The sequence below is a fragment of the Paenibacillus xylanexedens genome (genome assembly GCF_007676705.1).
In the GTDB taxonomy this organism is placed as follows: domain Bacteria; phylum Bacillota; class Bacilli; order Paenibacillales; family Paenibacillaceae; genus Paenibacillus; species Paenibacillus xylanexedens_C.
In genome coordinates this window covers 601999-622765 of sequence record NZ_VEBF01000002.1, presented here as the reverse complement: position 1 = coordinate 622765, position 20767 = coordinate 601999, and the positions used below count along the sequence as shown (strand labels likewise).

Annotated in this window: 13 protein-coding genes; 9 read left to right on the top strand and 4 right to left on the bottom strand. The window is 47.0% G+C overall.

The window, feature by feature from the left end; all coding sequences use genetic code 11:
• Positions 1–90 precede the first annotated feature (90 nt).
• The 4 genes from FS628_RS31350 to FS628_RS12700 form a co-directional block, all read right to left on the bottom strand.
• Positions 91–660 carry a hypothetical protein gene (locus tag FS628_RS31350; protein ID WP_186327805.1) on the bottom strand — a complete coding sequence of 190 codons (570 nt, stop codon included), beginning with the start codon at positions 658–660 and terminating at the stop codon, positions 91–93.
• Positions 661–958: 298 nt separating this feature from the next.
• A complete protein-coding gene (locus tag FS628_RS12710) occupies positions 959–2431 on the bottom strand; it encodes a serine hydrolase domain-containing protein (RefSeq protein WP_145322378.1) in 1473 nt (490 codons plus the stop codon).
• A 51-nt stretch (positions 2432–2482) separates the two neighbouring features.
• On the bottom strand, positions 2483–3580 hold the full coding sequence (locus FS628_RS12705) for a HAMP domain-containing sensor histidine kinase (RefSeq protein WP_145322376.1): 1098 nt from the start codon (positions 3578–3580) through the stop codon (positions 2483–2485).
• A complete protein-coding gene (locus FS628_RS12700) occupies positions 3565–4239 on the bottom strand; it encodes a response regulator transcription factor (RefSeq protein ID WP_145324128.1) in 675 nt (224 codons plus the stop codon). The genes FS628_RS12705 and FS628_RS12700 overlap by 16 nt, the downstream gene beginning before the upstream one ends.
• A 274-nt stretch (positions 4240–4513) precedes the next feature.
• Between FS628_RS12700 and FS628_RS12695 the strand changes: the two genes are divergently transcribed.
• From FS628_RS12695 to FS628_RS12655, 9 genes are all read left to right on the top strand, one after another.
• On the top strand, positions 4514–5920 hold the full coding sequence (locus tag FS628_RS12695; RefSeq protein ID WP_145322374.1) for an N-acetylmuramoyl-L-alanine amidase family protein: 1407 nt from the start codon (positions 4514–4516) through the stop codon (positions 5918–5920).
• Between the two features lie 258 nt (positions 5921–6178).
• Positions 6179–7588 carry an N-acetylmuramoyl-L-alanine amidase family protein gene (locus FS628_RS12690; protein ID WP_145322372.1) on the top strand — a complete coding sequence of 470 codons (1410 nt, stop codon included), beginning with the start codon at positions 6179–6181 and terminating at the stop codon, positions 7586–7588.
• A gap of 35 nt (positions 7589–7623) precedes the next feature.
• Positions 7624–8307 (top strand): GerMN domain-containing protein, encoded by a 684-nt coding sequence (locus FS628_RS12685; protein WP_145322370.1) that lies wholly within the window; start codon positions 7624–7626, stop codon positions 8305–8307.
• Positions 8308–8381: 74 nt separating this feature from the next.
• Positions 8382–11120, top strand: a complete 2739-nt coding sequence (locus FS628_RS12680; RefSeq protein WP_145322368.1) for an S-layer homology domain-containing protein — start codon at positions 8382–8384, stop codon at positions 11118–11120.
• A gap of 163 nt (positions 11121–11283) precedes the next feature.
• A complete protein-coding gene (gene nth, locus FS628_RS12675; RefSeq protein WP_036607558.1) occupies positions 11284–11979 on the top strand; it encodes an endonuclease III in 696 nt (231 codons plus the stop codon).
• 23 nt (positions 11980–12002) lie between these two features.
• On the top strand, positions 12003–12275 hold the full coding sequence (locus tag FS628_RS12670; protein ID WP_017687779.1) for a hypothetical protein: 273 nt from the start codon (positions 12003–12005) through the stop codon (positions 12273–12275).
• Positions 12276–12684: 409 nt separating this feature from the next.
• Positions 12685–16371 (top strand): dynamin family protein, encoded by a 3687-nt coding sequence (locus tag FS628_RS12665; protein WP_145322366.1) that lies wholly within the window; start codon positions 12685–12687, stop codon positions 16369–16371.
• Positions 16372–16695: 324 nt separating this feature from the next.
• The gene (locus FS628_RS12660; protein ID WP_145322364.1) at positions 16696–18468 is read left to right on the top strand and encodes an ABC transporter ATP-binding protein; all 1773 of its coding nucleotides are present in this window, start codon (positions 16696–16698) and stop codon (positions 18466–18468) included.
• The gene (locus FS628_RS12655) at positions 18465–20315 is read left to right on the top strand and encodes an ABC transporter ATP-binding protein (RefSeq protein ID WP_036613270.1); all 1851 of its coding nucleotides are present in this window, start codon (positions 18465–18467) and stop codon (positions 20313–20315) included. Before FS628_RS12660 ends, FS628_RS12655 begins: the two co-directional genes overlap by 4 nt.
• Positions 20316–20767 lie beyond the last annotated feature (452 nt).

The window sequence follows — 20767 nt, the reverse complement described above, 5'->3', positions numbered from 1 at the left end:
AGCTTCTGCCTCCCGGAAGGAACCTTGTTCCGATAAGTGAGACAGAAGCTTTTTGTATTTCAGAAAATAAATTTATATTCAGTAAGTTATCTATACATAGAATTCCTGAGCCTTCTTGGCAGCATACTTCAAGACATACTCTCCGTCATTCTTCAGTTCTCGGGAGGCAATTTTGATTCGGGTGTAGTCCAGCCGTGTCTCTTTAAGCACCCGCTTAATGGTTTGAATCCCAAGTTTTTCATCCACAACATAGCAGTATATATTCAAAGCGAACTCCGTGATCGGGTTAGCCGTCTTGCCCATATCGTGCCCATCTACAATCCCCAGCCCTCGCCAGCCCAGCTCACTGATCAGTGCTTCACTAGCTTTATCCTTAAGCCACAGATCACGTTTGGTTCCTGTCATGCTCTTCATGGGATATTGGATGAGCAATACGTAACCGTACTGTTGGGAGGCTTCTTCATAGCCCTGATCTGAGAAGCGTTTCAGAAAGTCACTTTTGAATTCATCCTCATGGTTATACGCCTCCGGTAAATCCGCTCTGCTCGTCGTGCCATGAGTACCTACAGTACCGATATGCTCTACAACTTGTCCTTCTTCAATCCAGTATTCCGCATATAGCAGCTTGCCATCGGGTTCTTTCTTATATAGTGTAAGCATACTTTTTCCTCCTGAGATACTATTTTAACTTTCATTCCGGCACTTCATCAGATTCCATATTATGTATACTTAAATTACATTATTAAGTGGAAAAGAGTCAATATATGACATCATTAAAACGATATACCTTGAGACGAAAGGGGCTGTCCAAAAGGGATTTTACTCTCGGGGCAAAGTTTTATCGAATCTACCGCAATAACAGCCGACTATATAGTCGGCTGTCTTTTCGTTAAGCGAATGGTCAGGATAGGATCATAGCCATTGCGATAGGATTGAATTAAAGGAATCTAAAAATCGATTACTGAGGTAAATCCAAACGGTCGTTTTTTGTATTCTGAAAATAGACATAGATATAACAAGCCAAATGCACGAAATTCACTAGTGACCATACCATAAGCCATATGATTGGAGATGACAGGGTAGTCCAGATGCCGAACCAAGGCAGCACACGTCCTCCGCCGATAAACGTAACCAAGGGGAACAGAGACAAGAGAATTAGAACCGGGATCAGTCTTCCGACCGTGATCAGAATCAATTTGCTGATCGTTAGGCGGTGGTTGTTCCGACGTATGCGAAAATAGGCGTAGATGCCCCATACAAGCGTAGCGATGATCAGCGCAATCATGATCTTTTCCATATTTCGACCGTTTACAAAAGAGGTTTGGGGTTCCTGCCCCCTCATAATATCCGCTATTCCATCAATAAATGCCGAGTAATTCACATAAGCATTTATACCAGAATTAAACATTACGGCAATGCCCATTTGCTCGTTCAAGTAAACCATTTCTTCTGACTTGTAGGTCCAGAAAATGCCGCTGTGGGAGATCGTTCGACCGCTAGACGCATCTTGGTTTGCAAGCCAGCCCATGCCGTACGGACCGATAGCTCCTGCGGCATGATATTGTTTCATCAGCACAGGGGAAACGAGGCGGCCGTGATATTGGGAAAGCATCCATAGGGACATGTCCTCTGCGGTTGAAACGATGCCGGCGGGGCCCTCAATGAACCAAAGCGGTTCGGATTGACCTATAGAGCGTCCCAAACTCAGGTAATGTCCTAGCGGGATAGTATTATTCTCATAGAATTGCTGCGTCGTGCTGACACTGAAGGTATGATTCATTCCTAGCGGTTCAAAAATATGTTCTTTCAGGTAATCCGAAAAGCGCTCTCCGCTAACGCTTTCCACGAGGTTCGCCAGCAGCACGTAATTGGGATTATGATAGCTGTAGGCTGTTCCGGGGATATGGGCAAGTTGAACCGTGTTTAATAATTGGTTCGCCTCAGCCAGCGATTGGAATTGCGGAGTCTTTGTCATATCGGGATTTATCTTGTCATTGAGACCACTGGTCTGATTCAGTAAATGACGGACCGTGATGTCAAGAACGCGGGGGTCCTGTGGAGAAAGCTCGGGAAAATAGGAAGCGTAAGTAGCATCCAAGTTGATCCGGCTCTTGTCCACCAGCTGCAGAACGGCCAATGCAGTAAAGGACTTGCTTAGTGAAGCAATGGGAAAAGGGGTGTTGCCCGTAACCTTCTGGCCATCCGCGAATGTCCCATAGCCTTTTGCGTAAAAGACCTCATCGTTATTGGCAATCGCCAGTGAAGCAGCCTTAATGTGATTGGCCTTCATGCTCCCATTCATATATTCGTCGATCTCCTGTAGAACTTCTGTCCTGTCTCTGGCTTCATTGGCGGATAAGGGGGTTGCCCACGCGGTGCATAACAACAGGCAGCTAATTGTGATATACATTCTTTTTTTCAGTTTTAGCATGATAACACTCCTTGAATTCAAGATAAGGAGATGTTATCAGATCATTTTCAACTATTTATCAACTTGGGTCCCAATACTTGCCGTCACGCTTCCGCCACCGTTAGGACCGTTTGCAATCTGGAGACTCCCTTCATGTTTTTCGCAAAACACCTTGCAAACGTAAAGGCCCAGCCCGCTATGTTCGCTCGCATCCCATACTTCGCCTCGGTAAAAAGGGAGTATAGCCTTACTCAAGGCTTCGTCAGAGAAACCAGGACCGTCCTCTGAGACGGTAATCTTCATAATGCCCCCCTGAACGTCATAGTGGACGTTCACTTGACTGGCTGCGTACCTCGCCCCATTAGCCACCATATTCTCGAAAATCTGCATGACGAGATAGGGATCTACATGTATTGAGGCATTATCATATGCCACGGAAGAGACGAAACGTATACCGAACTGTTTCACGATTTGTTCAGCGCTGCCGTCCAGCAAAGCTGTCAATGAGATCGTATCCATCGACTGGAAGTTTAACGGTACATCCTCTAGCCTTTGAATCGAGTTCATGGCCTCTGCATAGCTCTCCAGACGCAAGATGTGAAGGTTCATGGTATGGATCAGGTCCAGCACCTTTTCTTCCGACAACTTCTTCTCGGGAAGATAGGTGGCGAGAAGCTCGGCGTTTCCTTTTAAAACTGACAGGGGTGTTCTCAGATCATGGGCAAAAATAGCATTGATCTGCTTGCGCTCTTCAACCGAACGCCAAAGTGTCTTAAGGTTTTTTTCCAATTGTGAGCGCATGTTTTCAAATACCGCGATCAGCTCACCCATCTCATCCTGGCTGTCATAGGAAATGCGGAAGCCTAGATCGTTGGCTGAAATGTTCTCGGATGCTCGTTTTAATATCTCCAGCGGACGTTTTAGCTTCCATCTGTAAAATAAAATGGCCATGGTGACAATTCCAGTCGCTACGGTCAGCAAAACCGCCGTGACGAGGGAGGGCAGCACCCAATCCGTTTCTCCGAAACGCAGCCGCAGGTTCTCCGCCCAAGCAAACTCCATGGTTATGATGGCCAGCACGGCAATGAGTGTGACCACACACAACAGCATAAAAGATTGCAGTAAGGATAATCGCTTTAAAAACAGGAGTCTAGTCATGAACTTGGCCATTTGTACCCTACTCCCCAAACGGTCTCGATTTGGTTATCACAGCCGTATTCCTTTAATTTGTAGCGAATTCGCCGGATATGCTCTGCGATCACGTTACTGTCGCCTGGCTCGTCCATGCCCCAAATCTTTTCGTATATGCGTTCCTTTCCAAACACCATACCAGGATGCGTGGACAGCAATTCGACAATATCAAACTCTTTTTTGGGCAGTGAAATTCGCTTATCCAGGTAGTAGAGCTCCCTGGCCGTATAGTCAATGACCAAATCATCGTTAAACCTTACCGAAGATTTAGTCTGGATTCGCTGTTCCCTGCGTATATGTGCTTCGACCCTGGCCCCCAACTCGCGAATGCTGAAAGGTTTCAGGATATAGTCATCGCCTCCGGCACGAAATCCCGCTATTTTATCAGCATCTTCGATTCGGGCCGTTAAGAATAAGATCGGGCAAGAGACGAAGTTACGAATTTTCTCACATAATTGAAGGCCGTTCTGTTCAGGCATGTTGATATCTAACAAAACGAGATCGGGTTGTTGTTCCACTTTCCGCAGCGCTTCCCGGCTGTCCTTGGCCGTCATCACGGAATATCCGTTAATTTCAAAATAATCAGTCAGTAGCTTTCGAAGATCTGCTTCATCGTCCACGATCAGTATTTTAGGCATCAAGGCTCAGTCTCCTGTATCCAAGTATTTGAACTCAGCATAGCAAAAATGGATGAGGAATGTAATTTACATATGATTTTGAGAACTGGACGAATGGAGGAAGCGCCCTTTTTGCCACTCTTTTTCCGACTAAATATGACAACGTTGTAACCGGATGATCAGACAATATCTGATAAACTGATTAGTAGATTATGGAAGGGTTGATCGTGTCGGGTGTTGCATCACAGCGAATCAGTTTGGATGTTCAAAAGACAAAAAGAATGGTGGATGAGGTATGAAGAAATGGTCAGCAGCAGTCGTTTTTTTTCTGTTCCTGTGTTTATTTCCAGTCATGGCACATGCAGACACCACTCCCTCGATTGTGCTCGATGGTGTGACCATTAACCAGCAGACGGGTGCACCTGCAGAGAATATCGGGAAGACGGTCATGGTTCCAATTCGAATTGTATCCGAGAACCTGGGTTATAAGGTGAAGTGGGAGAAGGAAACTCAGTCAGTCCAGATTCAAAAAGGAAACAGCATGATTCAAATGACAGCTGGCAAAGATGCAGCTACAGTGAATGGAAACGTGGTGAACTTGGATTCGCCCCCACTGATCAAACAGGGAACTACGCTTGTTCCGTTACGCTTTGTTGGGGAAGGCATGGGACTGCGTGTTGGCTGGGACAATGGAACCAAGACAGTAAGCCTATTTAGTATTCCTCCCGTAGTTGAAACGGAAGGTGACAGTGACCCCGTCGAGGCACCTGTCCCTGATGGTTTGACAGAACTGCAAGGGATCAGCTTCAGCGGAGATCGCTTGATTGTAGCGACAAACGGTACTATTAGCCCGAAAGTTTCCAGTATTGGTGGGCCAGACCGTATTATTGTTGATCTGCCTGCAGCGACATTTTCTCAGGAATTTATTCAAGGACAAGCCTCTAATCCGGATGGCAGCGGACAGATTCTCGTTACGGATTCATCTCTGGTGTCCAAAGTTCGATATGCCATGTTCAGCAAGACGCCTTCCACCGTGCGTGTCGTTCTGGATCTAAGTCAGAAGGCAACAGCCAAATGGTCTGTTGGAGATAACAATGTCTTGCTCGTTGATCTGACAGCCACGAGTGGAGAACCCACAAGCCAACCTGCAGTACCTACGAATGACGGGAAAACGATAGTAGTCATTGATCCGGGACATGGTGGTCGTCAATCTGGTGCAGTGAGTTTGTCGGGTGCTTATGAGAAGGATTTCAATCTGGCTGTAGGGCTGAAGGTACAGGCAATTCTTCAACAATACCAAGATATTCAGACGGTCATTACACGCCAGGATGATACAGAGCTTTCGCTTAAACAGCGTGTAGATATTGCTCAATTGAATCAGGCAGATATTTTTGTGTCCATTCATGGAAACAAATTTACGACACCCGTACCAAACGGCGTTGAAACGCTCTACAGCCGTAAGGAAAGCAAAACCTTGGCTGACACTCTTCACAAATATGTGTTGCCGATAACAGGACTCAAGGATCGTGGTGTTAAAACGGCGAGTCTGCATGTGACGCGCGAAACAACTATGCCTGCTGTGTTACTTGAACTTGGTTTTTTAAGTAACCCAACGGATGAAGCAGTCATGCTTACCGAAGAATACCAGGACAAATGTGCACAGGCGATTGTGGACGGAATCATTGAATTTTTGGGACTGTAAAGTGAAATGTGCGCAAATATGAAGGTTAGGGTAGTGCGTTGTTTAGAGATGTATATTTGATAAATAAGGAAAAAAACAGACATTAAAATGTAAAAAAAGCTTGATCTGACAACGTTTTTTTTCTGTTATGTTGGAATATATTCGCAACTTTTGAGCGGGAGGGGCGTCTAATAGGTGTCTGGTAATGCCCAAGCGGTCAGTCGGAGTTGAAAAATGACAACATGCGGCAAAAAAATATGAGAATGGTAGGGGTGAAGGATGAAGAAGTTCGGTTTTTTGGTACTGTTATTTGTCTTTGGGCTCGTTTTCCCGGGCTATAGTCATGCAGCAACAGACACGAAGATTATCCTAGACGGAAAAGAAATCGTACAGCCATCGGATACGAAGGCGGAAATTATCAACAGCAAGGTGATGGTTCCGATCCGGGTTGTGTCCGAAAATCTTGGGTATAACGTGGAATGGAAGCAGCAAACACAAACTGTGACTATCAGCAAAGACAACACTGCCATGCAGATGATTGTTGGACAGAAGACGGCAACGGTGAACGGCAGTAACGTAAACCTGGATGCCCCACCACTCGTTAAAAATGGTACTACGCTCGTACCTCTCCGATTTATTGGTGAGGAAATGGGTCTTAAGGTGGGTTGGAACAATACCACGAAGACGGTAACATTAGTTACCCAGAATTCAGGTTCCGGAAACGGGACAACCACACCTCCGAACTCTGGCAATGAAGGCGGAGGATCGGATCAAGAAGGTCTTGTACTGGTGAACGGCATCAGCTTCAGCGACAACCGCTTCATGATTGCAACAAGCGGAAGTACGAAGCCGAACGTCTTCACGATGACAGGACCAGATCGAATCGTTATAGACTTGCCGAATACCGCATTTGCTGATTCATTCAGTGAAGGACAGGCTTTAGACAGCAACCAGAATGGACAACTCGTCGTTAGCGGCTATCCGGATGTGTCTAAGATTCGTTACTCGTTATACAGCAACAGCCCATCTACAATTCGTTTTGTGATCGATCTGTCCAGTTCAAAAGGGTACAGTGTGCAAAATGATTCCGGACTGATTATGATTAACCTCGACAATCAAAGTGGTACACCTGCTCCTCCAGTTGGTAATAATGGCAAAAAAGTTGTCGTTATTGATGCAGGTCACGGAGATCATGATCCTGGGGCAATCGGTGTAACTGGTAAACGCGAAAAAGACTTCAATCTGGCAATGGCTCTGAAAGTGGAAGCCTTGTTGAAAAAAGAATCCAAAATTGACGTTGTGTTAACGCGCAGCGATGATACATTTTTGGCATTAAAAGAACGTGTGAAGATTGCACAAGACATAAAAGCGGATATCTTTATCTCCATTCATGCTAACAGTGGCCCAGCTGCTGCGAACGGTGTTGAGACATTCTATACACGCTCCAACAGCAAAGCACTTGCTACTGTAATGCACAAGTATCTTTTGCAGTCTTCCGGACTGAAAGATCGTGGAGTGAAAACGGCAAGTCTCCATGTAACCCGTGAAACGACAATGCCAGCAGTTCTGCTGGAAGGTGGATTCCTTAGCAACAAGAATGACGAAGCAGCCCTGTTCACGGAGAGTTTCCAGAACAGTGTTGCCAAAGGGATTGTTGCAGGAATCAAGGAGTATCTGGGAATTAAATAAGGGACAAGCCCTTATGTTGAGGAGGCGGAGTTAGAATGAACAAGAAAATATGGATTGCAGCCTTGCTGGTAACGGTTATGGCAGTTGCTGCTGGATGTGGAAGCAAGCCAACAGCTGCTCCGAATCAGACGCAAGGCGCAGGAACCGAAACCGAAACCAAAACCAATGTGACTGAGGTTGAAGGCGAAACAATTACCGAACCGGTAACTGCTGAACCTGAAGAGAACACAACACCTACAGAATCCACAGAAGGCAGCTCAGAGGAGACGACTACTCCGCCTAGCGGAACGTCCACGGAGACGCCAGCAACTTCCGAAGGCAATGAAAAGAAAACGATCACTGTATTCTATACGGATGAAGAAGAACTGGAGTTGCACAAAGCTTCGGCAGAGATTTCATATGCATCGGAGGATGCCAAGTATAAGGCTGCCTTTGAATCATTGCAACAGAGCAAAGACGGTAAACTAGTTCCACTGTGGGCGAAAGAAATTGAATTGAAATCTGTGCAGTTCAAAGATGGAGCCCTTACGCTGGATATTCATATGCCAGATACGGCACGTCTTGGTGCAGGTGGAGAATCCTATGCACTGGATGCTTTGAAACAAACATTCTTCCAGTTTGATGAAGTTAAATCACTTGACTTACTGGTAGACGGTCAACAGTCCGAGAGTCTGATGGGCCATGTGGATCTTGAACATCCAATGACAAGAACCGAATAGGCTGTACAACATGCTGTCGTACCGTGAATCTACGGAATATAGGTCGTTTTTTACATGAGAGAGGGGAATCATAGGTGACTTTTAAATATAACCATCCATCACACTCTAAAAAAGTAGTATCAGCCGTGCTTGCAGGCATGATGGCCCTTAGCGCCGGCGGAGCTGCCATGGCAGCAGAATCAACAGAAACGGGGCAGGGTCAGACTCCTGCAATAACGAATACGGCTACACCAACTGGTTTGTTCAGTGACATCAAGGTCGGATACTGGGCTGAGAAACATGTGTACAAACTGGCATATCAAGGTATTCTTCTCGGTAATAACGGCCTGTTCCGTCCAGGAGACGCGGTAACACAGCAAGAAGCTGTAACGATGGCAATCCGTTTTATGAATCAAGAGGGTCAGTTGAATACCGACACGGCTGCGGCATTACCGACAAACATGGAAGTGGGAAATTATTTCAAGCCATATGTCGCGCTGGCACTTCAACTGGGACTGATTGACAAGACGGAAGAATCAACGGTGGATGTATCCAAGACATCCTGGGGTCAAAAACCGGCTTCACGGGAATGGATTACGAAATTGTTAATCCGTTCATTGGACAAGGATGCTGAAGCAAAGGCACAAAACAATCAAGCTACCGGATTTGCTGATAATGCAAGTATCTCCGAAAGTGGTAAAGGTTATGTCAATCTGGCTGTTAGCCTGGATCTGGCCAAAGGTGTGGAAGGAAACAAATTCAATCCAACTGGTTCCGTAACCCGTGCTCAACTCGCTACCTTCTTCAGTCGTGGCGAATCGTTAACGGATACAACGTATCCGAACACATCCACGGGTTATGTGACTGGATTGAAAGATGGGCAGATCACGCTGGTTGTGGACGGCAAAGCCGTTAACTTCGCAGTGAACAGCAGTACGCCTTACTTTACGAAAGACAGTGAAACCCGTGCTTCATCCACAGATGTGAAGCTATATACGAAAGTTATGGTTGTAGGTTCGGCAGGTGGGGCTTCTTATGTGGAAGTCGTTGATGCTACACCGAAGGTGGAAAGCGTTGAAGGTACTTTTGCGCGTTCATTGTCTGGTAACAAGATTGGTATCTTTGTGGGCGAAAATTACGAAACGTACAGTTATGATGAGGCAACTGCATTCATTGATCAGAATGGTAATGCAATCAAACTGTCCGATATTACAGCTGATAGCATCATTGAAATACAGCGTGAGACGTTCTCGGCTGACAAAAAAACAGTCGCTATTCGTGTGAAATCCGGCATTGTTAACAAGAGTGACAATGGTGTAATTGCTGAAGTATCCACTTCTGGAAAAACGATCAAACTTGTCAATGCAGCGGGTGCTACAGAACAGTTTGCATACAATGACAATCTGCTTATCACATATCAAAACCGTATCATGTCAGTGGCTGATCTCAAAGCCGGCAGTGCCGTGAAATACACCGTTAAGGACAGTGTTCTGCAAACAATCGCATTGTCTCAAGGTGTGGAGCAATCTGTGCGCGGTACATTAGTTGAGATCGGTGGCAACCAATCCACGTTAACGTTCAAACGTGAAGGGGGTTCCCTTGAGGCGAAACTGTTGACTGAAAAGCCGGAAGTTATTATCAATGGCATTCAGGATGCAACGCTGAATGATCTCATCACGGATGCAACGAACGGGGATCAGGTGGAGTTGACATTGAACTCTGACGACCAGGTAACGCGTATTCAGGTCATTGGACGCCAAATGGAGCCTATGAACGGGGTAACGGTTGTGTCTTACAATAGTAAAACAAAGGTGCTTACCGTGTTGGACAACAACAAAAAACCGTTTGTATTTACATTGGATGAGAAAACTAAACTGGATTACAATACGACCAAACCTACACTGGCTGGTCTGGAGTCACTCTTAAATGATGGCCGTAAATTGGATCTGACCTATGTGGGAACACGTGCATTGTCGGTTAAAGTGATTTACAAGTATGAAGGTACGATCAGCAACATTGATACTTCTGGCAAGAAAATCAGTGTGTTGTCTGGTAATCAGACGATTACAGTGCCTTATACTACCGCACCTACGGTTGAGATCTATAACAAATCGGGCGCAAGTCTGGGAGATTTGAAGATTGGTGACAAAGTGACCGTAACGCTTGGAGCGAATCAGGATGTGGTGCAGAAGGTTGCACTGAACACTGTGGCTCAATTCGAAGTCGTTGCTTTGGAAACGAATGGTCGTATTCGAGTGAAATCCGATTTGTTGACAAGTCAGTTCTACGTGGATCAAGCGGTATTGACAGGAGAGAGTGGTCAGACGATCACGCCTTCACAACTGACAGCAGGCAACCTGATTAATGTAACGTTTGAAGGAGCTACGCCAAAAGCGGTTCAAGTCGTCAAGCGCACGTTGGCTGAAGTCACAGCGGTGGATGCTTCATCCGTAACACTCAAGCAGTTTAACGGTCAGACTGAAACTGTGCCTGTTAGCGGTTCGGTTAAAGTCGTAAAATCCGGCTCAACCTTAACTTCACTGACGAGTCTTACGGTCGGAGATCGTGTCGAAATGACAAAAGATACGGATAATTCTACACGTTTCAGAGTGCTGACTGTCATGAGCAAACAATTCTGGTCTTATGATGGCGTTGGCAACCAGATTCTGGTTAAACGGGAAACGACAGCAGACACGAACTATCGTTTTGCACTCGGATCAAGTGTATTTGTTCACCAGGGTGACAATACTTTAAGCGTGCAATCTCTCAGAGATAATGATAATATTGTATTGTATCTCCTGAACAATGTTATTCTGGAGATTCAAAAACAGTAATCGTTTCTTTTCGAGGATCAAAAGAATGACCGTCTTGATACGGGATCTTTCCCGCATCAAGACGTTTTTTTTGCAAGCTTTTTGGGGTCCCCGCAAAGCACTTGGATGAAGCTTCGAAGTAAGGCTCCGCAGAATGGAGTCATTTTGTGGGAGGTAGCTCTTCATGAATGCAGCGACTGTTAGACATATACTCGAAACTATGGAAGCAATGTTTCCTGATGCACATTGCGAATTAAATCACAGCAATGCATTTGAATTGACGGTAGCTGTCCTTTTGTCTGCCCAGTGCACCGATGAAACGGTGAACAAGGTAACTGCAGATTTGTTCCAAAAATACAGAAGCCCAGCAGATTATCTGGCGGTTCCTCTCGAAGAGCTGGAACAGGATATTCGGCGAATTGGTTTGTATCGGAACAAGGCCAAGCATATTCAGAACATGTGCCGAATTTTAATAGAGCAGTATGGCGGCGATGTACCGCAGGAACATGATCAGCTTGTGACGCTACCAGGTGTCGGGCGGAAAACCGCGAATGTAGTTGTTTCCAACGCATTTGGAGTACCGGCAATTGCGGTAGATACTCATGTTGAACGAGTATCCAAGCGGCTGGCCCTTGCAGGTTGGGATGACTCCGTACTTGAAGTCGAGAAGAAACTAATGAAGCGCGTACCCCGGGATGAGTGGACTTTAACTCACCACCGGTTTATATTTTTTGGACGCTACCATTGCAAGGCACAGAACCCTGCGTGTCATATCTGTCCATTGCTGGACATATGCAGGGAAGGGAAAAAACGTATGAAAACGTCCCAAATCAGGAAAGATAAGGAACGTGTCACCACCCGAAAACGAAAAATAAATTAATGAGCAGAAAAGGATGAATAATCATGAAATGCATTTCCGTGTACACTGACAATTTTGAGGCCTTCTCCGATATTTTCGAACAAATCGTTGAACAGGAAATGGCTGAGAATGAAGAAAAAGAAGTAGAAGGCATCACAGTAAGCCATTCTGGCGACGTGCCTGAGCATTATCTGGAGCGTATGTCCGTTAAACCAGAAGTTGTTGTCATGAGAGACAAAGGCAGAGACATCACAATTCTGCAACATGGACAAGTATTTGAAATCTTGCTGCCTTCCATGGAGAACGCAGTTTCCTAAGAAGTGATTACTCCAGTGGTCTTGTTGCGTTAATGCCATGTTAATCATCTTGGTTGAGGTGATTACGTTGGCATTCAATGCAACAGACATTTGACTGATTGCTGAATATAGAACGTAATACAGATAAAACCGACTTGTTTCGGTTTTATTTTTTTTAGATTTTAGAATCTATACGCTTTAAGTGGAGCTGAAAGATTCGTTGATCGCAAGAAAAGCACCCGCTAAACCACGAATGATTCATTATCGATAGTGCTTCGATCGGAAGCTTTTCTTATATTTACTGGGTAGTGTCATGTATATTCAATTCCAACCGTTCAAATTCAAACTTGATAATGTTAAAATAAATGTTGTAAAAGAGATAGACGTCGAAACGGATGTCAAATTAGAGGAGCCAGGGGGAAGGCCAGTCATGTCCAGAACAGATTACCCAAAAGAAATGGCCAAACCTCTGCTTCCGCTGCGTGAAGCGATGGAGCAGACAGGGGACCATACGGCTGTAAAGGCTTTAACGGATTTAATCAGCAAGGCGGAAATGAAACATCTGACGATTGCGTTCTGTGGTCACTTCTCTGCAGGCAAATCGAGTCTAATCAACAGTTTATGCGGTAAGCGGGTGCTGCCTTCAAGCCCCGTGCCAACAAGTGCGAATGTGGTATCCATACGTAATGGTAAACCGAGAGCGCTCATTTATACATCACCAAACGTAAGCGCTGACAATGGAGCAGGGACACTTGAAGTTTCTCCAGAGGAATTGGAGGCGTATTGCAAAAATGGTGGAGCTTATAGCTCGATTGAGGTATGGGATGATATCCCGCTGCTGAAAGATGATGCTGTTCTGCTGGATACACCAGGTGTGGATTCAACAGATCGGGGGCACAGTCTCGCGACTCATTCCGCGCTCCATCTGGCTGATGTGGTGTTCTATGTCATGGACTATAATCATGTTCAGTCCGAGACAAACCTTTCATTTGCCAAGAGTCTGTCAGATTGGGGCAAACCGCTGTTTCTGATCGTGAACCAGATCGACAAGCATCGGGAGCGGGAGCTTTCTTTTGACCAATATACCGAAGGTGTGGAAGCTATATTTGCGGCCTGGGAAGTCAGATATGACGGACTGTTGTTTACTTCCCTCCGCGACAAGGAGCATCGCTACAACCAGTGGGATGTGCTTCCGGAACTCATTGGACACATGATGCAAGAGAAGGAAGCTTTAATTAAGCACAGTTTGGCAAGTTCGGCCAATCATGTAACGGAGCAACACCTGACGAGACAAGCGGAGAAACGCGAGGATGAAGAGAATTCCCTCCTGGATGAGATCGGTGGCAAGGAAGGGATTGAACGCTTGGAACGAGAACTGGAGCTTCTCGATCAACAAGCAGCAGATATTCGTACCGGGCCTTCGCGAGTGCGTGAGAAGTTCAGGGCAGAGCTGGAACCCCTTCTTGCGAACGCGAATCTGACTCCTGCGGATATTCGTACGTCGGCTGCTGCCTATTTGGAGAGCCGTAAACCGGGCTTCAGGGTAGGCTTATTGTTCTCAGGCGGTAAAACTGAGCAGGAGAAACAACGCCGTGCTTCTGAGCTGGTCCGGCTATTACAGGATCAGGCTTCCGGACAAGTGGAAGTACATATTCGTACGATGCTTAGGCAGTTGGGTGAATCCCATCAGTTATGGGGAACGGAGTGGGAGCAGGCGCTCAATACGGAGCTGCCTTCTGTAGATGAAGCACTATTGGAGATGAAACGCAGTGCCAGTGCAGAAGTCTCTCCAGAGTATGTGATTCAATTCAGCAAAGATCTGCGGGGCGAGATCGAGGCCCGCTATCGCAGGTCGGCCATGATGCTGGCCGACCGCATGCTGGAGGTGCTGGCTGCGCAAGGCGAAGCGGCGCTCCAGGCGCTGGACGCCAGCCGCGCAGCGCTGCTGGCGCAATCCGCGGCGGCGGCGCGCTACACGGCGCTCCAGCGCAGCGCCGCCGCAGAGGCAGCAGGGCTGCGCAGCCTGCTGCCTGATGCGGGCCCCCTCCCCTCCGGGCTATTGCCGGAGGTGAAGGGCCCGCACGTGCCCGCGGTGCCTGGACCGGGTGAAGCACCCGGTCCGCATGCGGGCACATCAGCGTCAGTGGCTGCGCAGCCACTGACGCAAGAGGCACCGCCGCAGCAGCGCACAGCTGCAGCGGGAGTGCCTGGGCCATCGTCGGCGGCTGGCGCTGAACGCCGCCGACGCCTGGACGCAGCAGCGGCACGGCTCGAAGCCGCTGCTGCGCTGGTGGAGCCGTACCCCGCCATGGGGTCGGCGGTACGGGATCTGCGTGCACGCGCGGCTTCGCTTGCGGGCGGCACGTTCACTCTGGCGCTGTTCGGAGCATTCAGCGCCGGCAAATCCTCCTTCGCCAACGCGTTGCTGGGCGAAGCTGTACTACCCGTCTCGCCGCATCCAACGACAGCGGCGATTAACCGGATCATGGCTCCTGCCGGGGGCGCGGAGCATGGAACAGCCCGGGTCCGCATGAAGACCCGGGACGCCTTCCAGGAAGATCTTGGCTATTCCTTCCGGTTGCTCGGACTGGGTGAGCCTGGAACCGAATGGCAGAAGCGAGTGCGTTCCCTGTCGCCACAGGATGTTCATCCCGCGGGGCGCCCGCATTACAGCTTTTTGCAGGCAGCAGCATCCGGCTGGGAAGAGACAGCGGACCAGTTAGGTCAGGATGTGTTGGTGGATCTGGAGGGTTACCGTAACTTTGTCGCAAACGAGAAGAAGTCCTGTTTTGTAGATAGTATCGATCTGTATTACAGTTGCGATGTAACTGAACAAGGAATTGTGTTGGTGGACACGCCAGGCGCAGACTCCGTGAATGCTCGTCATACGGGCGTGACCTTCAATTATATGAAGAATGCGGATGCACTCATTTTCGTAACGTATTACAATCATGCTTTCTCACAAGGAGATCGCCAGTTTCTGAACCAGCTGGGACGTGTCAAAGACAGTTCCGCCATGGATCAAATGTTCTTTGTCGTGAATGCCAGTGACCTGTCATCCTCCGAGGAAGAATTGGAACAGGTTCTCGATCATGTGAGCACCCAACTGCGCAGTAATGGAATTCGGGCACCACGACTCTTCCCGGTATCCAGTATACTGGCGATGGAAGGCAAGATGGCCGGGGATTCGAAGCTGCTTGAGCAATCCGGTTTTATCCGGTTTGAGGAAGAGTTCAATCAATTTGCTGGTAAAGAATTAGCCGATCTGGCCGTCGGTGGTGCTTCCGAAGAGATGGCACGTGTCATTCAGCGGCTGAAGAAGCGTGCAGAGGATGCGGCTCAGGGCGAAGAAGTATTGCAGCAGCGGCGAGATGAACTAGGGTCCATTCAGGGACAGTCACGCCAGCGCATACAACGGCTTGCAGAGCGATCCATGAAGGAAAAATTGTCACAGGAAACAGCAGAATTGCTCTTCCATGTGCGGCAGCGACTCGCCTATCGCCTTGGTCTATTCATGGCAGAGGCATTCCATCCATCCGTACTTCGGGAGGATCGGGGCAATTTGAAGACGGCTTTTGCAGCCTGTGGACGTGAACTGTTACGGATGATTGCGATTGAACTGGAGCAGGAACTGCTTGCCACAACCCTCAGACTCGAACAGGCAGGTCAGACCTGGCTGATGAAGCAAGTTACGGAATGTATAGACGAGGTGAGACAGTTATCTGGGGGCATGGATGTATCTTTGCCACTGAACGAACGTTGGAGTACACCTGTGCTCGAAGAAGTCCGTTTGGAAGAACCGTCGGGTTGGAAGAACTATTTGAATTATTTCCGTAATCCGAAGCAGTTCTTCGAAGGGGATGGACGTCAGCGGTTACAAGAGGCACTTGATCCTGTCCTCAAACAGATGATCATTGAAGTTCTTCCTGCTGCGCAAGACAAGCTGATTCAGTTTTATGACAACCAGCTTCGTCAATCCTTGCAGCACCAATCCCGTCAGTTGGAAGAACGTCTGGACGAGGCAGTGAGCGGAATTCAAGATACGCTGGAGAGCGGAATTCCGGCCGAGCAATGGTCGAGCTTGTCTGTGCAACTGGAACAGATTGAACGCAGTTAAAATCGCAGCTTAGTGCGTATTCACTGGAAGTCTTTGTAAAACAAAATGATGGATACAGCAACACATTGAAAATGTTGCGTAAACCAACTCAAAAAGGCTCCTGCCGAAAAGGCATACAGGGAGCCTTTTTTTGGTACGAACAACCTGAAATAAAGAGAATATTCAAACATTTGATTGAAAGGTGGGCATTTACCTTCGTTAATGCGTCAATAAGCTGAAAGCAGGCAGAATATGGTCTGTTATTCGCTTTGCCGCGAATGGGGTACGGTGATAAACTTCATAAATGTTCATAGTATTTTTGAACGACATAAGAGGAGGAGAAACATGGATGTTCTTAGGCAACTGCAAACCTTTTTTTGGGAAAAGCGAACGTATTTATTTGTATCAATCTTGTTCCTCGCCTTAGCGACCGCGCTTGGGTTGGTGTATCCGTACATGCTGAGGATACTGATTGATGATATTATTGTTCCGCGCACTTTTGAAGACGTTCCCATAATTGCCTTGACTGTGTTAGGAGTAGTTATTTTGAAAGCGGGAATGCAGTTTTTACATGGCTTTTTTGGAGGACGCTTGGGTAACTTCCTAGCGTACAGACTTCGTAACGCATGTTACGAAAAGCTTCAATTTTTATCCTTCCGTTATTATGATACGGCCAAGACAGGTGATCTGATGTCCCGCCTCACGGGAGATTTGGAAGCCATCCGTAACTTTATCGGATTTGGTTTCGCCCAGATACTCAACATGGTTTTGATGGTCGTATTCGGCGCAATCATGATGATGACCATGAGTTGGCAGCTTACACTGTTCACGCTCATATGCATCCCATTACTTGCCTTCGTTGCGCTGAGATTCGAATCCAAAATTCACCCTGCATTTCAGGAGATGCGGCTGGCGCTCAGTTCACTGACGACAGCAGTACAGGAGAATATCACTGGAGTACGTACGGTAAAATCCTTTGCACGTGAGCCTTATGAAGTGGAGAAATTCTCCACACGCAATGAGCGTTACAAGACGAATCAGATTCATGCCGCAACATTGTGGAGTCGCTATTTTCCAATCATGGAGATCCTTGCTTCGGTGAGTATCGTTCTGTTGCTGATAATCGGTGGAAGAATGGTTATACAGAAGACGCTGACACTCGGTGAACTCGTTGCCTTTTTCAGTTTGATCTGGTACATAATCGGTCCAATGTGGAACCTTGGGTTCCATATCAACAACTATACGCAATCCAAAGCTTCAGGTGAACGGGTGCTCGAACTGCTCAATACGCCAGTGGATGTGGAAGAAACGCAAGATCCGGTCATTGTGGAGGCAGATCAGGTGAACGGCCATGTAACGTTTGAATCCGTTACCTTTGCCTACGGCAATAAAATGCCAGCGGTAACCGATATTAATTTTGATGCTGCACCCGGTTCTGTAATCGGTTTCCTCGGGGGAACAGGGTCAGGTAAATCGACCATCATTCAGCTCCTGATGCGTGCATACAACGTGAACTCGGGAACGATCAAGCTCGATGGAAAAAACATCAAAGATATAGGTATCCGTAGTTTGCGGAGTCAGATCGCTTCTGTTTTCCAGGAAACATTCCTGTTCTCATCCAGCATTCGCAATAACATATCATACGGACTTAAGAACGTTACTATGGATGAAATTATCCGTGCAGCCAAGCTGGCCAAGGCACATGAATTCATTATGGAGTTCCCGGACGGATATGACACGGTGGTTGGTGAACGTGGTATGGGATTATCGGGAGGACAGAAACAGCGGATTGCGATCGCAAGAGCTTTGCTGAAAAACCCAAAAATTCTGGTACTTGATGATGCAACCAGCGCCGTGGACATGGAGACGGAACACGAGATTCAGTCCGGTTTCCAGGAAGTCATGCGCGGCAGAACTACATTTATTATTGCACACCGGATATCTTCACTACGACATGCAGATGAGATTCTGGTGCTTGATGAAGGTCGCGTGGTACAACGTGGCAAACATACCGAACTCATTGAGGTGCCTGGACCATATCAGGATGTTTATAAAATTCAATATGCAGATTATATTGCCCGCGGTAAGCGGGAGGCTGGGGAGCAGGTGAATTCATGAGTGCCGAAACGATAGCAGACAGGCGCGAGGCCAAAGTGGCCTCTGAGAAGAAACTGAATGAACGATTTGTTTATCAGGATGATGAAATTATTGAAAAGCCGTTTAACTGGAAAGAATTCGGACGTTTGTTTGCATACATGAAACCTTATGCGAAACAACTGTTACCACTCGTTATTCTAATGATGATTTTGGGTACCATTACGAAATTGTCCGTACCTTTTCTGATCAGTCTGGCGATTGACCGTGCCATCGCACCGGCAACGGGGTTGCCGAGTATGACCATGCTTTATCTTATAGCTGGCTCCATATTCGTGTTGTATCTCATTCAATGGGCAGCCAATACGTACCGGATCAAATTGACAAACATTATTGGACAGCGCGTTATCTACGATCTTCGCTCGGATCTGTTCAAGCATATCCAGAAGCTGTCCTTTAACTTTTTTGACAAAAGACCGGCAGGTTCCGTACTGGTGCGTGTTACGAATGACATTAACTCCCTTCAGGATCTGTTCACCAACGGTGCAGTTAACGTCATGATCGACTGCGTGCAGCTGCTCGGGATCATTGTGATCTTGCTGTTGATTAACTGGAAACTGGGTCTTGCCGTGATTATTACGGTACCGATCATGTTTATCATCTCGACCAAACTGCGGGTGCTGATCCGTCGTGCCTGGCAGGATGTGCGAATGAAGAACTCTCGTATTAACTCCCACTTGAATGAATCCATTCAGGGGATTCGAGTGACTCAGGCTTATACACAGGAAAAAGAGAACATGAAGTATTTTGACAACATGAACCTGTCCAGCAAAAAGTCATGGGATAGAGCATCAGCGATGAACCAAGGCTTCGGACCGCTGATTGAGATTACAGGCGGTTTCGGTACATTGATTCTCTTCTGGTTTGGTGCTTACCTGATTCAGGAAGGTCAGTTGACCGTGGGATTACTTGTCGCTTTTGCCAACTATGTCGGCAACTTCTGGGACCCGATCAACCGTCTGGGACAGATGTACAATCAGCTGCTGGTTGCTATGGCATCATCGGAGCGCATCTTCGAATTCATGGATGAAAAGCCAAGTATCGCAGATAAACCAGGAGCGAAGCCGCTTCCTTCTATTAAAGGAGATATCGCATTCGAAAATGTTGTGTTCGAATACGAGAAGGGCAGACAGGCGCTGAAAGGAATCAGCTTCTCGGCGGCTGCAGGACAATCGATTGCACTTGTTGGTCATACGGGCTCAGGTAAAAGTACGATCATCAATCTAATCAGCCGTTTCTATGATATATCCGGTGGACGTCTCACCATTGACGGACAGGATGTGCGGGATGTAACGGTAGAGAGTTTACGCAGCCAGATCAGCATTGTATTGCAGGATACCTTCATCTTCTCGGGGACCATCCGTGACAATATTCGATTTGGACGACTGGATGCAACGAATGAAGAGGTGGAGGACGCGGCAAAAGCAGTCAATGCACATGAGTTCATCATGAAGCTGCCTGGTGGATACGATACTGAAGTAGAAGAACGCGGAAACGTATTATCCATGGGACAACGGCAATTGTTATCCTTTGCCCGTGCGCTTCTTGCCGATCCTCGCATATTGATCCTGGATGAAGCTACAGCCAGCATCGACACCGAAACAGAGCTTAAAATCCAGGAAGCGTTGAAGGTGCTGTTGCAGGGAAGAACGTCCTTTATGGTCGCTCACCGTCTATCGACAATTCGGAACGCAGATAACATTATCGTCCTGGACCATGGAGAAATTAAAGAAGAGGGTAACCATGAGCAACTGATACAGAAACAAGGCGTTTATAATGGATTAATAGAGGCTCAATACAGATTTTTGTGATGATATCCTTGGACGCCTGTGAAGCGTCTGAACACCTATGAACTTGTAACACTCTGGCGTTCTTTCGCCTGATCCTTCAATAATAAGTGCATCTTATTCATTGAAGACAGGTGAGAGGATAGCCGGAGTGGTTTGTGAGGAACACCTCTTTGAAACCATATGTTATTATTTGTAACCAGTGGTCAAGGGTGAAGAAGATTACATGAAACCTTCAGAGAAGAAACGAAAAATCCCAAGGGTTTAAACTTGGGATTTTTTTGTGTATTTCGATTCGCTGGAGTATTAAAATCTGTTCTTTTAACATTTCCTTAATTATGGGAGGAATGGAAGGAGTATCGAATCTGTAAGCGGTAATTGTAAAATTTGATCGAAAAAACACAAAAAATCTTGTAAAATTCACAAGAAAAATAGGGGACACTCTTGCAATCTTTAACCAAAACCCCGAAAATAGA

Bases quoted from the DNA above. Each gene is read 5' to 3' on its own strand.
- FS628_RS31350 (WP_186327805.1), bottom strand. From the start codon at position 660: ATGCTTACACTATATAAGAAAGAACCCGATGGCAAGCTGCTATATGCG.
- FS628_RS12710 (WP_145322378.1), bottom strand. From the start codon at position 2,431: ATGCTAAAACTGAAAAAAAGAATGTATATCACAATTAGCTGCCTGTTG.
- FS628_RS12705 (WP_145322376.1), bottom strand. From the start codon at position 3,580: ATGGCCAAGTTCATGACTAGACTCCTGTTTTTAAAGCGATTATCCTTA.
- FS628_RS12700 (WP_145324128.1), bottom strand. From the start codon at position 4,239: ATGCCTAAAATACTGATCGTGGACGATGAAGCAGATCTTCGAAAGCTA.
- FS628_RS12695 (WP_145322374.1), top strand. From the start codon at position 4,514: ATGAAGAAATGGTCAGCAGCAGTCGTTTTTTTTCTGTTCCTGTGTTTA.
- FS628_RS12690 (WP_145322372.1), top strand. From the start codon at position 6,179: ATGAAGAAGTTCGGTTTTTTGGTACTGTTATTTGTCTTTGGGCTCGTT.
- FS628_RS12685 (WP_145322370.1), top strand. From the start codon at position 7,624: ATGAACAAGAAAATATGGATTGCAGCCTTGCTGGTAACGGTTATGGCA.
- nth (WP_036607558.1), top strand. From the start codon at position 11,284: ATGAATGCAGCGACTGTTAGACATATACTCGAAACTATGGAAGCAATG.
- FS628_RS12670 (WP_017687779.1), top strand. From the start codon at position 12,003: ATGAAATGCATTTCCGTGTACACTGACAATTTTGAGGCCTTCTCCGAT.
- FS628_RS12665 (WP_145322366.1), top strand. From the start codon at position 12,685: ATGTCCAGAACAGATTACCCAAAAGAAATGGCCAAACCTCTGCTTCCG.
- FS628_RS12660 (WP_145322364.1), top strand. From the start codon at position 16,696: ATGGATGTTCTTAGGCAACTGCAAACCTTTTTTTGGGAAAAGCGAACG.
- FS628_RS12655 (WP_036613270.1), top strand. From the start codon at position 18,465: ATGAGTGCCGAAACGATAGCAGACAGGCGCGAGGCCAAAGTGGCCTCT.